Below are 15775 nucleotides of genomic sequence, written 5' to 3'. Positions count from 1 at the left end.
TCGGGTGCGGTAGCGAGCGCTTCGAGGACGCGCACCAAACGGTCCGCGAGGCTCTGGGCGGTGCCCTCCGCGAAGAGGTCGGTGCGGTAGTCGAGCCGTCCTCGCAGACCGGTGGGCATGCCGTCCGCTGCATGCGACTCACCAAGGGTGAACGACAGGTCGAACTTGGCCGTCGTTGCCGCCGTGCGCTCGGGGTGGACGCTCAGCCCCGGCAGAGCGAGATCGGGCTCGGCGACGTTCTGGAAGGTGAGCATGACTTGGAACAGGGGGTGGCGGGCCATGGAGCGTACCGGGTTGAGGATCTCCACCAGCCGCTCGAACGGCACGTCCTCGTGCGTGAACGCCGCGAGGTCGGCTTCCCGGACCCGTTCGAGGACCTGCCGGAAGGTCGGGTCACCCGAGAGGTCGGTCCGTAGGACCAGCGTGTTCACGAAGAACCCGACGAGGTCGTCCAGGGCGTCGTCGGTACGGCCCGCGGTCGAAGTCCCGATCGGAATGTCCTCGCCGGCGCCCATCTTCGACAGCAGGACGGCGAGCGCGGCCTGCACCGTCATGAACATGCTCGCCCCGCTGGAGCGCGACAGCTCCACCAGGCGCGCGTGCACCTCCGCCGGTACGTGCACGTCCACCGCAGCACCTTCATGTGATGCGACGGCAGGGCGGGGGTAGTCCACCGGGAGCTCCAGCTGCTCCGGGAGGTCGGCCAGGGCCTGCTTCCAGTAGGCGACCTGGGCGGCGATCACGCTGTCCGGGTCGTCCTCGTCGCCGAGGACCTCGCGCTGCCACAGCGTGTAATCCGCGTACTGCACCGCAAGCTCTTCCCACACCGGGGCCTGCCCCTGACGTCGGGCCGCGTACGCCTGCGAAAGGTCCCGGGCCAGCGGCGCCATCGACCAGCCGTCGGCCGCGATGTGGTGGACCACCATGACCAGGACCCACTCGCCGGGAGCGTCGGCGACTTCCAGCAGGCGCACCCGCCACGGCAGGTCCCGCTCCAGGTCGAAGCCGGCACCCGTCACCTGCGCCACCGCTGCGGCAACGCCCCCAGCCGGCACGGACTCCACCACGACATCGGGAACCCCCGCAGCACCCTGCCGGATCTCTTGCCGCGGCTCCCCGTCCACCTGCGGAAACACCGTCCGCAGGCTCTCGTGCCGGCCCGCGACGTCCGCCAGCGCAGCCCGCAGCGCCTCCACGTCCAGCGCACCCGTCAGACGCAGCACGAGCGGAATGTTGTACGTCGCCGACACGCCTTCGAGCTGACCCAGGAACCACAAACGACGCTGCGCGAACGACACCGGAATCACAGGAACGACCTTTCGCTTGCTCCCTCACACAGAGGGGGTACACCGCCCATCCAGGCAGCGGATTACATGAAGAACGTGCGAGCCGGCGGGGCCGGTGGAGCCCTCCTCAGGCCCCGCCACTCTCGCCACTCATGTGGAAAGCGGCGTCATTCGCCGTCTTCCGGAAGGGGGCGCATACGTCGCAGCTTGGGACGCGCCTTCGCCGTCGCTGCTGAAGCGAGTTCCGTCGCCAGGAGAGCCACGGTGGGTGCGCCGAACAGCGACCGGACGGTGACTTCCACTCCCAGTGCCGTGCGGATCCGCCGTACGAGCCGGGTCGCCAGCAAGGAGTGTCCGCCGAGGTCGAAGAAGCTGTCGTCGATCGTCACCGACTCCACGCCGAGGACCTCGGCGAAGAGACCGCACATGATCTCCTCCTGCGGGGTCCGCGGTGCCCGTCCCGAACCGTCCGGCGTGTATTCGGGGGCCGGCAGGGCCCGTCGGTCCAGCTTTCCGTTCGGCGTCAACGGCAGACCGTCCAGCACGACGAAGGCCGACGGCACCATGTAGTCCGGCAGGCTTCGACGGACGTGACTGCGCAGTTCAGCGGTGACGGCGCTCCACGGCACGTCGTGTGCAGAGGCATCGTGTGTCGGTACGACGTAGGCGGTGAGTCGCTTGTCGCCGGGCTGGTCCTCCCGTACGACGACGGCCGCCTGGGCGACCTGCTCGTGACCAGCGAGTACGGCTTCGATCTCGCCCGGCTCGATGCGGAAGCCCCGCACCTTCACCTGAGCATCCGCACGCCCGACGAACTCCAGGACCCCGTCCGCGGACCAGCGCACCACGTCACCCGTCCGGTACATCCGCGAGCCGGGCACCGTGGCGAACGGGTCCGCGACGAACCGCTCCGCCGTCAGATCAGAACGGCCCACATAACCCCGAGCCAGACCAGCACCCGCAACGTACAACTCACCCGCCACACCCACCGGCACCGGCGACAGCGCCGCGTCCAACACATACACCCGCGTGTTCCACACCGGACGCCCGATCGGCACCGTGCCATCGCCCGCCCGACACTCCCACAACGTCACGTCCACCGTGGTCTCCGTCGGACCGAACGAGTTGAACACCCGACGCCCCGAAGCCCACCGCCCAACCAACCCCGCCGACGACGCCTCACCCGCCAACACCAACGTCAAACCCGCAGGAAGAGCATCCTCCCCCAACACCTCCAACACCGCCGGCGGCAACGTCGCATGCGTCACCCCATGCCGCACCACGAACCGCGACAACCCCTCACCCGCGACCCGCTCCTCCAACAACGGCACCACCAACACCGCACCCGACAACAACGCCATCCAGATCTCCCAGACCGACGTGTCAAAGCTCACCGAAGCAAACTGAAGAACCCGGGCACCCAACCCCACACCCAGACCCTCAACCTGAGTCCCCGACAAACTCGCCACACCCGCATGCGACACCACCACACCCTTCGGCCGACCCGTCGAACCCGACGTATAAACCACATACGCGGGGTGAGCAGGCGCCACCGGATACGAGCGATCGCTGTCGGACAGATCTGCGCCGTCCCGGCCGGCAACGGCATGCCGGACTCCGGGCTCGTCGAGCAGCAGGCGCGGTGCGGCGACGTCCTGGGGCAGCACAGCCGCCGTGTCCGTATCAGTGATCACCAGCACGGGTTCTGCGTCCGTGAGCATGTACGCGATCCGGTCCGCCGGATACTCCGGGTCCACCGGCACATAACCCGCACCGCTCTTCAACACCGCGAGCAACGCGACGAACAGATCCACTGACCGCGGCAAAGCCACCGCCACCAGACGCTCCGGACCCGCACCACACGCCACCAGATGCCGGGCCAAACGATTCGCCCGAGCGTTCAACTCCCCATACGACAGCTCAAGCCCACCGCAGACCACGGCAACAGCATCGGGAGTACGCGCCACCTGCGCCTCGAACAGCTCCGGCAACGTGGCATCCGGAACCCCACGAACCGTGTCGTTCCACTCCACCAACACCCGCCGACGCTCCTCGACACCGAGGACGCTGACAGAGCGAATCGCCGCATCGGGATCGGCGGTGACTGCCTTGAGGACCCGCACCAGACGGTCCACGAGTCCTCGGCCCGTCTCCTCCGAGAACAGGTCGGTGCGGTATTCCAGCTGTCCCTCAAGACCTGCGGGCTTCCCGTCGGTGCCGTGGGTCTCCCCCAGGCTGAACGACAGGTCGAACCTGGCGGCCACCCCGTCAGCAGGCTCCGGCTGGGTCTGGATGCCGGGCAGGTCGAGGTCCGGGCGGGTGTTGTTCTGGAAGGCGAGCAAGACCTGGAAGAGGGGGTGGCGGGCCATGGAACGCGCGGGGTTGAGGATCTCCACCAGTCGCTCGAACGGCACGTCCTGATGGGCGTAGGCGGCCAGGTCCGCTTCCCGGACCCGTTCGATGACCTCGCGGAACGTCGGGTCGCCCGAGACGTCGGTCCGCAGGACCAGCGTGTTCACGAAGAACCCGACGAGATCGTCGAGCGCGTCGTCGGTACGGCCGGCGATCGGCGTTCCGATCGGGATGTCCTCGCCGGCGCCCATCTTCGACAGCAGCACCGCGAGCGCGGCCTGCACCGTCATGAAGACACTCGCCCCGCAGGAGCGGGACAGCTCGACCAGACCCGCATGCACCTCCGCCGGAACACGGACGTCCACCGCAGCACCCTCGTGCGATGCGACGGCGGGACGCGGGTGGTCGACCGGCAGCTCAAGCTGCTCCGGCAGGTCGGCCAGGGCCTGCTTCCAGTAGGCGACCTGGGCCGCGATCACGCTCTCCGGGTCGTCCTCGTCACCCAGGACCTCGCGCTGCCACAACGTGTAATCCGCGTACTGCACGCCAAGCGGCTGCCACACCGGGGCGTGCCCCTGAGACCGGGCCGCGTACGCCTGCGAAAGGTTGCGGGCCAGTGGTGCCATCGACCAGCCGTCCGCTGCGATGTGGTGGACCACCATGACCAGGACCCACTCGCCCGGGGCGTCGGTGACCTCCAGCAGGCGCACCCGCCACGGCAGGTCCCGCTCCAGATCGAACCCGGCACCCGTCACGTCCGCCACCGCTGCGGCAACGCCACCAGCCGGCACGGACTCCACCACGACATCGGGAACCCCCGCAGCACCCTGCAGGATCTCCTGCCGCGGCTCCCCGTCCACCTGCGGAAACACCGTCCGCAGGCTCTCGTGCCGGCCCGCAACGTCCGCCAGCGAAGCCCGCAGCGCCTCCACGTCCAACGCACCCGTCAGACGCAGCACGAGCGGAATGTTGTACGTCGCCGACACGCCTTCGAGCTGACCCAGGAACCACAAACGACGCTGCGCGAACGACACCGGAAGGACCTCCGGCCTCACCCGCCGTTCCAGCGCGTGCCGGACCCGACCACCTTCGTCGAGCCGCTCCACCAACCCCGCGACGGTCGGAGCCTCGAACAACGACCGGATGCTGACCTCGACCCCGAGGACGGACCGGATCCGACTCACCAGCCGGGTCGCCAGCAGCGAATGCCCACCCAACTCGAAGAAACCGTCATCGATCGACACGACGTCCACGCCGAGGACCTCGGCGAACAGCCCGCACAGGATCTCCTCCCGCGGCGACCGCGGCCCACGGCCCATGCCTCCCGCCGCGTACTCCGGGACCGGCAGGGCCCGCCGGTCCAGCTTGCCGTTCGGCGTCAACGGCAGCGCGTCGAGCACGACGAAAGCCGACGGCACCATGTAATCCGGCAGCCGGTCCGCCACGAACCCACGCAGCACAGCAGGGTCGAGCGCGCCGGTTGCCACGCCGGCACCCGGCACCACGTACGCCACCAGCCGCTTGTCGCCGGGGGTGTCCTCCCGTACGACCACAGCTGCCTGGCTCACGAGGGCGTGCTCCGCCAGGGAGATCTCGATCTCGCCGAGTTCGAGCCGCTGTCCGCGGATCTTGACCTGGTGGTCCCGCCGCTCCACGAACTCCAGGCGGCCGTCCGGGAGGCACCTGACGTAGTCGCCCATGCGGTACATCCGTGCGCCGGGTTCGTCGGAGAAGGGGTCGGCCACGAAGGCGGCGGCCGTGCGGGTCGCGTCCCCGATGTAGCCCTGGCCGACGCCCACGCCGCTGACGTACAGGTCTCCCGGCATGCCCTGGGGGACCGGCTGGAGAGCCTCGTTCAGGATGTACAGCCGTATGTTTCGAATGGGGGTGCCGATGGTGACCTTCTGCTCGGCACCGTACTTCTCGCTCGTGATGACGGCGTGCGAGACGTCGTCCGAGCATTCCGTCGATCCGTAGGCATTGACGAGCGGGATCTCCGGGTACCGCGCGAACCATCGCTCGCACAGGCTGCCCGGAAGCGGCTCACCCGTCACGACCAACCAGCGGAGCCGCGGCAGTTCGAGCTGCACTTCCTCGGCGTCCCACAGGTCGAGGGCGGCCCGGAGGAGCGAGGGAACGACCTCCAGGACGGACACGCCTTCGTCGGTCACGCGCCGGAAGAGCTCCCGGGGGTCTGCTGCGACCGTCCGGTCGACGACGCGGATCCGCCCGCCGAGCATCAGCGCGGCGAACATCTGCCAGACCGAAATGTTGAAGGTCAGCGGCGCGTTCTGCATGACGTGGTCCGCTGCGGAAAGGTGCAGGTCCTCGATCTTCGCCAGGAGATGGTTCTCCATGCCGGCCCGGTGGACCATCGCTCCCTTCGGTCGCCCGGTGGAACCCGAAGTGAAGATGGAGTACGCGATGTCGTACGTCCTGGATCGGCTCGGGTACCACTCGGCCCCGTCCTGTTCGTCGCCCATGACCAGGACCTCGACGTTGCCGCCCGACGCAGCCGCGATGGCGTGCGCCTGCTCAAGGTGCTTCTTCTCCGTCAGCAGGCAGTCCGCACCGCTGTCGGTGAGGTACGTCGCGCTCCGCGCATTCGGGGCGTGCGGGTCCAGCGGGATGTAGCCCGCTCGGCTGCCGAACACGCCCAGCACCGACCACACGAACGGCGCGCCGGGGTCGGAGAGGATTCCGACGAGTGCTCCCGCTCCTGTTCCGCGTTCCGCAAGGCGCCTGGACAGTGCGCTCGCTCGGGACATCAGGGCCTCGTAGGTGACGTCTCCGTCATCGTCCGTGACGGCGACCGCGTCCGGCTGCCTGCGGGCGACGTCCCTGATCCTGTCCACGACGTCGCGGAACTCCGCCACGTCACGGCGGCCGTGCAGGGCGGAGAGCACGTGCTCACGCTCTTGTGCGTCGAGGATGTCGACACGGCCCACGGGGGTCCGCGGGGTTTCGGCGATGGCCCGGAGAACGAGGAGGAGCCGACTGCCGAGTTCCTCCACCGCTGCACGGGTGAACAGGTCGGGTCCGTATTCCATGCGGATCTCGACGCTGTCCCCGGGCAGGAGGCGCAGATTCATCGGGTAGTGGCTGGCGTCGTGGGCTTCGGCGTGGGTGAGGGTGAGGGCGGACGTCGCCCGTTCGAAGGCTTCGTTCTCGACCGGGTAGTTCTCGAACACGATCACGGTGTCGAAGAGCTCGTTGGCCGGGGTCAGGTTGTGGATGTCGGTGAGTTTGAGGTGCTGGTGTGCCAGGAGGGCGCTCTGTTCGTCCTGGAGTCGCACGAGTGCGTCGGTCAGGGTTTCGGCAGGCTTCAGGCGTACGCGTACCGGCACGGTGTTGATGAACAGGCCGACCATCGATTCGATGCCGGGGATCTGGGCCGGGCGTCCGGCGACCGTCGCGCCGAAGACCACGTCGTCCTGGCCGGTCATGTGCCCGAGCAACACCGCCCACGCCTGCTGGACCACCGTGTTCAACGTGACCCCGCAGCTGCGGGCCGCAGCCGTCAGCGCAGCTGTCAACTCTTCCGGCACACGCACCGTGACCCTCTCAGGAGCCACCGGTACCCGACCCGCACGCACCGGGGCGAGCCGGGTCGCTTCCTCCACACCCGCAAGAGAGCGCCGCCACGCCTCCTCCGCCGCACCACGGTCCTGCTCCGTCACCCACGCCAGGTAATCCCGGTAGGGAGTGACGGGTTCCAAGTCTCCGCCGTGCCCGCCCTGGCCGTAGGCAACGAACAGCTCGCGCATCAAGACGGGCAGGGACCAGCCGTCCAGCAGCAGGTGGTGGCTCGTGAAGACCAGCCGGAACCGCCGGTCGCCGAGGCGGATCAACGTGAACCGCAGCAGCGGCGGGGCGGACAGGTCGAAGCGCCGCGTCCGGTCCTGCGCAAGCCACTGGGCAACCGCGGTCTCCTGACGGCCGGAGTCCAGGCCCGAGAAGTCGATCTCCTCCCAGGGGAGCTCCACGTTCCGGGGAATGACCTGGACCGGCTGCCGCAGACCATCGTGGATGAAGCCCGCGCGCAGATTCGCATGTCGGTCCACGACCACGGACGCAGCAGCCCGCAGCGCCGCACGATCCAAAGGCCCTTCCACCAGCGAAGACAACTGCGTCGTGTAGACGTCCAGCGCCTGCTCGTCGTAGAGAGCGTGGAAGAGCAAACCTTCCTGCAGAGGCGCCAACGGAAGAACGTCCGAGATGTCCTTCCACCGCCCCTCCACCACCCCGATCTCCGCCTGGTTCAGGGAGACCAGGGGAAGATCTGAGGGTGTGTATCCACCCGCGTCGGGATCGGCCGCGTGCCGAGTGATCGCCTTCAGGGCGTCGACGAACAACCCGGACACCTCGACGACATCAGATTCGTCAAGCACACCCGACACCCACGACCAAGACACCTGCAAACACGGACCGGCCGCAGCATCCTGAACCACCGCATTGATCTCCAACGCATGCGGAACCGGCATCCGCGGATCCAACCCACTACCCAACGCCACCGACTCAGGAGCGATCTGCCAAGCACCACCACCCCCCACACTGAACCGGCCCAAATAGTTGAACCCGATCTCCGGCCGCGCCCCCCGCTCCAACACCGCACCCGTCTCGGCATTCAAATACCGCAACAAACCAAAACCCAGACCACGGTCAGGAACCGACCGCACCTGCTCCTTCACCCGCTTCAACACCACACCAGCCTGGGCACCACCAGCCCACACCTCACCCGCATCAAAAACCCCAGGATCAATCCGCAACGGATACGCACTGGTAAACCAACCCAACGTCCGCGACAGATCCACCCCCTCCACCACTTCCTCCCGACCGTGCCCCTCCAACTCCACCAACACCCCACCAGCAGAACCACCACGCCAGCGCGTCACCGCCAACGCAAGTGCCGCCAACAACACGTCCTCAACACCCGCACGGAAAACAGAAGCCACATCACCCAACAACGGACGGGTCTCCTCCGGCGACAACTCCACCACCACACCCCGCACCGCCCCAGCGGTATCCCGCGCCGGATCCAAACCACGAGACCCCACCCGAACACCAGGAGTCGCCACCATCTCCCGCCACAAACCCAACTCCGCAACCCGCTCCGCCGAACCAGCCAACCGCACCAAATGACCAGCCCAGCCACGGAACGAAGTCCCCACCGGCTCCAACACCACCGAACCACCCACCGAAAGCGCAGCCCACGCCGCCGCGAGATCCGGCAACAACACACGCCAAGAAACCCCGTCAACAACCAAGTGATGCAACACCAACAGCACACGACCCGGCACACCCACACCCGCGTCGAACCACACCACCTGCACCATCACACCCACCAACGGATCCAAACGCTCACGCGCCGAAACCGCCTCCGCCAACACCACCTCCTCCCACCCGACACCCACAACACCCGACACATCCACACGACGCACACACCCCGCCGCATCCACCCCACCCGACGGCAACACCTCCAAACCCCAACCCGAACCCCAACCAGAATCAGAGCCAGAATCAGAGCCAGAGTGAGAGTCAGAGTGAGAGTTAGAACCTTGGGTGACCTTCATCCGTAGGCCGTCATGCTGATCGAGGACCGACCCCACCATCGCAGTCAGCACCTCCAACGACAGCCCCGCCGGCGCCCCCACCAGCATCGACTGCGAGAACCCCGCCAACGGGCCACCCCGTTCACGAACCTGGTGCATCACCGGCGTCAACGGCACCACACCCACCCCAGCACCCTCGGCCTCCACCACCACCGAACCCTCGGACACAACAACCACCGAGGCCAAACCCGCCACCGACTTGCGCTCGAACACATCACGCGGCGAAAACACCAGACCAGCAGCCCGCGCCCGCGCCACCAACTGGATCGACAAAATGCTGTCGCCACCCAACTCGAAGAACCCGTCATCGACGGAAACCTCAGAAAGCCCAAGAACCTCGGCGAACAACCCACACAAAACTTCCTCGTGCGGCGTCCGCGGCCCCCTCCCCACTCCCCCGCCAGAAGCAACCTCAGGCACCGGCAACGCCCTACGGTCCAACTTCCCGTTCGGCGTCAACGGCAACGCGTCCAACACCACGAACGCCGACGGCACCATGTAATCCGGCAACCGCTCCCCCACGAACCCACGCAACACGACCGGGTCGAGAGCATCGTCATCCGCCGCCACGGCGTACGCCACCAGTCGCCGGTCGCCGGGACGGTCCTCCCGTACGACGACCACGACTTGGCTCACCGATTCGTGCCCGGTCAGGACGGCCTCGATCTCGCCCGGCTCGATGCGGAAACCCCGCACCTTCACCTGACCATCAGCACGCCCCACGAACTCCAGAACACCCTCCGCAGACCACCGCACCACATCACCGGTCCGATACATCCGCGACCCAGCCACCACCGCGAACGGATCCGCAACGAACCGCTCCCCCGTCAAACCAGGACGACCCACATACCCACGAGCCAACTGCGCACCCGCTATGTACAACTCACCCGCCACACCCACCGGCACCGGCGACAAACCCGCATCCAACACATAGACGCGCGTGTTCCACACCGGGCGCCCGATCGGCACGGTGTCGTCGGTCGCCTTGCACTCCCAGAACGTGACGTCCACCGCGGCCTCGGTGGGGCCGTAGAGGTTGTGGACGGAACCACCGAGCGTGCGCAGCGCCTGGTTCTTCAACTCCACGGACAGCGCTTCACCACTGCACACGAGGTTCTTCAGCGGTGCGCAGGAGGCTGCGTCGGGATGCTGGAGGAAGGCGCCCAGCATCGACGGCACGAAGTGCGCGGTGGTGACCTTTTCGGTACGGATCAGCTCGGCGAGGGCGGCGGGGTCCTTGTGTTCTCCGCCCGCGGCGACGACCAGTGCGGCGCCGACGACGAGCGGCCAGAAGAACTCCCACACGGATACGTCGAATGCGGACGAGGTCTTCTGGAGGACTCGGTCCGTCGGCTCCAGACCGTATTCGTTCTGCATCCAGAGCAGGCGATTGGTGATCGCGGCATGGGAGACGGCCACGCCCTTGGGCCGTCCGGTGGAACCGGACGTGTAGATCACGTAGGCCGTGTGCTGCGGAAGCAGGCGGTTCGGGCGGCGCTCCTCGGCGGAGGGGTCGCGGGGGTCCTGGCCCTCCAGAAGGGTCCGCGTGGCCGGGTCGTCCAGTACGAGCCGGCTCACGTGGGCCGCGGCCTCCGCAGGCAGCTTCTCCGCCGTTTCCGCCCGGGTGACGACGAGGACCGGGTCGGCGTCCCGGAGCATGTGGGCGATGCGCTCGGTGGGGTATTCCGGGTCGATGGGGACGTAGCCGGCGCCGGTCTTCACTACGGCCAGCAGGGCGACGACGAGGTCGACCGAGCGGGGCGCTGCCACGGCGACGAGGCGTTCGGGGCCGGCGCCCCGGTCGGCGAGGTGCCTGGCGAGTCGGTTCGCTCGCCCATTGAGTTCCGCGTAGGTCAGCCGGGTCCCGCCACCGGTGACGGCCAGGGCGTCGGGCGTCCGTGCGGCCTGCTGCTCGAACAGATCCGGCAGCGTGGTCTCGGGCACGGCATGCGCGGTGTCGTTCCAAGCGGTCAGGATCCGCTCGCGTTCGTCCTGGCTCTGCAGGGGGATTTCTCGGACGAGCTGCCGGGCGTTCGCCGCGACCGCCTTGAGGATCCGGACGAAGCGATCCGCGATGCCTTCCACCGAGGGACGGTCGAACGCATCGGGGCGGTAGTCGAGCCGCAGGTGCATGCCGGCTCCCGGCATCACCATCAGGCTGAGTGGGTAGTGGGTCGCATCCCGTGCTTCGGCGTGGGTGAGGCTGAGGGTGGAAGCCTCCTGTTCCACGGCCGAGTCTTCGACCGGGTAGTTCTCGAACACGACGACGGTGTCGAAGAGCTCGTCGGCCGGGGTCAGGTTGTGGATGTCGGTGAGTTTGAGGTGCTGGTGTGCCAGGAGGGCGCTCTGTTCGTCCTGGAGCCGCACCAGCGCCTCCTGTACCGACTCGGCAGGCTTGAGGCGTACCCGTACCGGCACGGTGTTGATGAACAGGCCGACCATCGATTCGATGCCGGGGATCTGGGCCGGGCGTCCGGCGACCGTCGCGCCGAAGACCACGTCGTCCTGGCCGGTCATGTGCCCGAGCAATACCGCCCACGCCTGCTGGACCGCGGTGTTCAACGTGACCCCGCAGCTACGGGCCGCAGCCGTCAGCGCAGCCGTCAACTCCTCCGGCACACGCACCGTGACCCTCTCAGGAGCCACCGGTACCCGACCCGCACGCACCGGGGCGAGCCGGGTCGCCTCCTCCACACCCGCAAGAGAGCGCCGCCACGCCTCCTCCGCCGCACCACGGTCCTGCTGCGCCACCCACGCCAGGTAGTCCCGGTAGGGCGTCACCCGCGCCAGGCCGTCACCGCGGCCGCCCTGTACGTACGCGGTCATCAGCTCGCGCATCAGCACGGGCAGGGACCACCCGTCCAGCAGCAGGTGGTGGCAGGTGAAGACCAGCCGGAACCGCTGGTCACCGAGGCGGATCAGCGTGAAACGCAGCAGCGGCGGGGCGGACAGGTCGAAGCGCCGCGTCCGGTCCTGCTCAAGCCATGCCTCGACTGCGGCTTCCTGGGCGACGACGTCCGCCGCGCGGAAGTCGACCTCTTCCCAGGGCACGTCGACCTGCTTGGGGATGATCTGGACCGGCTGCCGCAGGCCCTCGTACGCGAAGCCCGCGCGCAGATTCGCGTGCCGGTCCACGACCACGGACGCAGCAGCCCGCAGCGCCGCACGGTCCAAAGGCCCTTCCACCAGCGAAGACAACTGCGTCGTGTAGACGTCCAGCGCCTGCTCGTCGTAGAGAGCGTGGAAGAGCAGACCCTCCTGCAGAGGCGCCAACGGAAGAACGTCCGAGATGTCCTTCCACCGCCCCTCCACCACCCCGATCTCCGCCTGGTTCAGGGAGACCAGGGGAAGATCTGAAGGAGTGAATCCGCCCGCGCCGGGGTCGGCCGTGTGACGGGAGCGGACGGCAAGGGCTGCCACCGTCTTCCGCTCGAACACGTCCCGTGCGGAGAGGACCAGGCCGGCGGCCCGGGCCCGTGCCACCAGCTGGATCGACAGGATGCTGTCGCCGCCCAGCTCGAAGAAGCCGTCATCGATCGACACCGACTCGACACCGAGGACCTCGGCGAACAGCTTGCAGAGGATCTCTTCCTGCGGCGTGCGCGGTCCCTTGTACGTGGTGCCGGAAGCGACTTCCGGCGCCGGCAGCGCCCGCCGGTCCAGCTTGCCGTTCGGTGTGAGGGGCAGGGCGTCCAGCGTGATGAACGCGGAGGGCACCATGTAGTCCGGCAGCCGCTCCACCACGTGTCGGCGCAGGACGGCAGCGTCGAAGTCCGCGGTCGTAGCCACCACGTAGGCGGTGAGGCGCTTGTCGCCCGGCGTGTCCTCCCGCACCACGACCGCGCTCTGCACAACCAGCCCGTGATCCGCCAACACCGCTTCGATCTCGCCCGGCTCGATACGGAAACCCCGCACCTTCACCTGACCGTCAGCACGCCCGATGAACTCCAGAACACCGTCCGCGGACCACCGCACGAGGTCACCGGTCCGGTACATCCGCGACCCGGCCACCGTGGCGAACGGGTCCGCGACGAACCGCTCCGCCGTCAGACCCGCACGCCCCACATATCCACGAGCCACACCCGTCCCCGCAATGTACAACTCACCCGCCACACCCACTGGAACCGGAGACAGCCCCCCGTCCAGCACGTACACCCGCGTGTTGTCCATCGGCCGACCGATCGGCACCGACCCACCCACGACCGAACCCACCGGAACCTCGAACTGCGTCGCGCACAAGGTGATCTCCGTCGGCCCGTACAGCACCCGCACCACCGTGCCCGGACACGCCTCCACCACCCGCCGCACCGCCACCGGCGACACCACATCGCCACCCGTCAACACCTCACGGACGCCGGAGAAACAGTCCGCGTCCTGTTCGGCGATCACGCGGAAGAGCCCGGCGGTCAGGTGTACGGAGGTGATCCGTTCCCGGGTGAGGAGCTTCCTCAGGGCCGCCGAGTCGATCGGCTCCGTCGGAGCCACGACCACCCGCGCCCCGGAGAGCAGCGGAACCCACAGCTCGTAGTCGGAGATGTCGAAGGCGTGCGGTGCATGGAAGAGGACGCGGTCTTCGGGGCCGCTCTTCCAGGACGGGTCGAGGGCCAGGTCGACGACGGCCCGGTGCGTGACGGCAACGCCCTTGGGCTCACCCGTGGAGCCGGACGTGTACATCACGTACGCCAGGCCGTCGGCCTCCGCACGAGCGCCAGCACCGGCGGGGGCACCGAAGAGGGGCTCCGAGCCGTTCCGGGCCTCGCCGGCTGCTGCCGCAGTGCCGTCCGCCGCATGGACGACGACCGCCGTGCCCGCAAATGCGGCCGCATCCTCCGGCCGGTCCGTCAGCAGCAGCCGGGCGTGGCTGTCCTCGACGACGAGTCGGCGGCGCTCCGCCGGGTAGCCGTCGTGCAGCGGTACGTAGAACGCGCCGGTCTTGAGCACGGCCAGCAGCGCGACCACGAGGTCGGTGGAGCGTTCCATCCATATCGCGACTGCCTGTTCCGGTCCCGCGCCCAGGGCGACGAGTTCGCGGGCCAGGGCGCCCGCCCGGGCGTCCAGCTCGGCGTACGTGATCTCCGTTCCTCCGCCCGTGAGGGCGACGGCGTCCGGGGTGGCTTGCGCCTGTGCCCGGAAGAGGTCGGGCACGGTGGGGAGCGGGGTCCGGGTGGTGGCTCCGTGGCCCAGGGCGAGGAGCTGCTCCCGTTCGGCCGGGCCGAGCAGGTCGAGGTCACGGATCGCAGTGTCCGGTGCGGCGGCGATGGCTTCGAGGAGTCGGACGAGTCGCGCCGCCAGCTGTTCGACGGCCGCCCGGTCGAAGGCGTCCTCGCGGTAGTCGAGGTTCAGGACGAGCTCGCGTCCGGGAAGGACCATGAGGCTCAGCGGATAGTGGGTCGCGTCGTGGCCCGTGACGTCGGCGACCTGGAGGTCCACACCGAGTCCGGCGGACGCGGCCTCGTCCACCGGATAGTTCTCGAATACGACCACGGTGTCGAAGAGGTCGGTCCGTCCCGCGGCCTTCTGGATTTCGGCGAGCCCGAGGTGCTGGTGGGGCATCAGACGTGCCTGCTCGTCCTGAAGCCGCGCGAGGGCCTCGACGACGGTCCGTGCGGGGTCGAGTCGTACCCGGACCGGCAGGGTGTTGATGAACAGCCCGACCATGGTCTCGATGCCGGGGAGCTCCGGGGGGCGTCCGGAGACCGTGGTGCCGAAGACCACGTCCTCCAGACCGGTGAGACGTCCCAGCAGGATGCCCCAGGCGCCCTGCATCAGCGTGTTGAAGGTGAGGTTCCGGGTGCGTGCCAGTTCGGCGAGGGCGCTTGTCAGGCGTTCGTCGACCGTGAAGGTGGCGCGTTGCGGGAACGATTCGGTCGGGCTCGTACCCGGGTTGGGTACGAGGCGGGTGGAGTCCTGGAGTCCGTCGAGTGCGGCCGCCCATTCCTTGCGCGCGCTCTCGCCGTCCTGCCGTGCGGTCCAGGCGAGGTAGTCGCGGTACGGCGTGACCGGCGTGAGGCGGGCTTCGCCTCGGCTCTGGTAGAGCTTGAACAGCTCTTGGAACAGGACCGCGTTCGACCATCCGTCGAGCAGGATGTGGTGGTTGGCCCAGACGAACCGGTAGTCGTCCTCGGCCATCCGGACGAGGGCGCAGCGGATCAGCGGGGCCCGGCCCAGGTCGAACCGGCGCCCGCGGTCCTCCGCGAGGATGCGTTCGAGTTCGGCTGCGCGCTGCTCGTGCGCGAGGTGGGTGAGGTCGATGTCCTGCCAGGGGACCTCGACGTCGCGCATCACCAGCTGTACGGGCTGCCCCGTCTTGCGGTGCTGTACGCCCACCCGGAGGTTGGCGTGACGGGTCAGCACCTCGTTCACTGCCGTGCGCAGTGCAGGTCCGTCGACCGTGCCGCGCAGGGAGATGACGAGCTGGACGACGTACGTGTCTGCGGCTTCGTCGTCGAACTGTGCATGGAAGAGGAGCCCCTCCTGCAGGGGCGACAACGGAAGGATGTCTTCAATTCGCGACCGCTTCATCTC

At 68.3% G+C, this 15775-nt stretch carries 2 pseudogenes; both read right to left on the bottom strand.

The annotated features are described in order from the left end of the window. Positions 1–8: 8 nt before the first annotated feature. Positions 9–3292: pseudogene (locus OG974_RS31785) on the bottom strand (amino acid adenylation domain-containing protein); the annotation flags it as partial. Positions 3293–3340: 48 nt separating this feature from the next. Beyond that, positions 3341–15772, bottom strand: a pseudogene (locus OG974_RS31780) (amino acid adenylation domain-containing protein); the annotation flags it as partial. Positions 15773–15775 lie beyond the last annotated feature (3 nt).

The organism is Streptomyces sp. NBC_00597 (assembly GCF_041431095.1).
Lineage (GTDB): Bacteria > Actinomycetota > Actinomycetes > Streptomycetales > Streptomycetaceae > Streptomyces.
The sequence above is the reverse complement of the archived record's forward strand: the minus strand, read 5'-3'. Positions and strand labels throughout refer to the sequence as shown.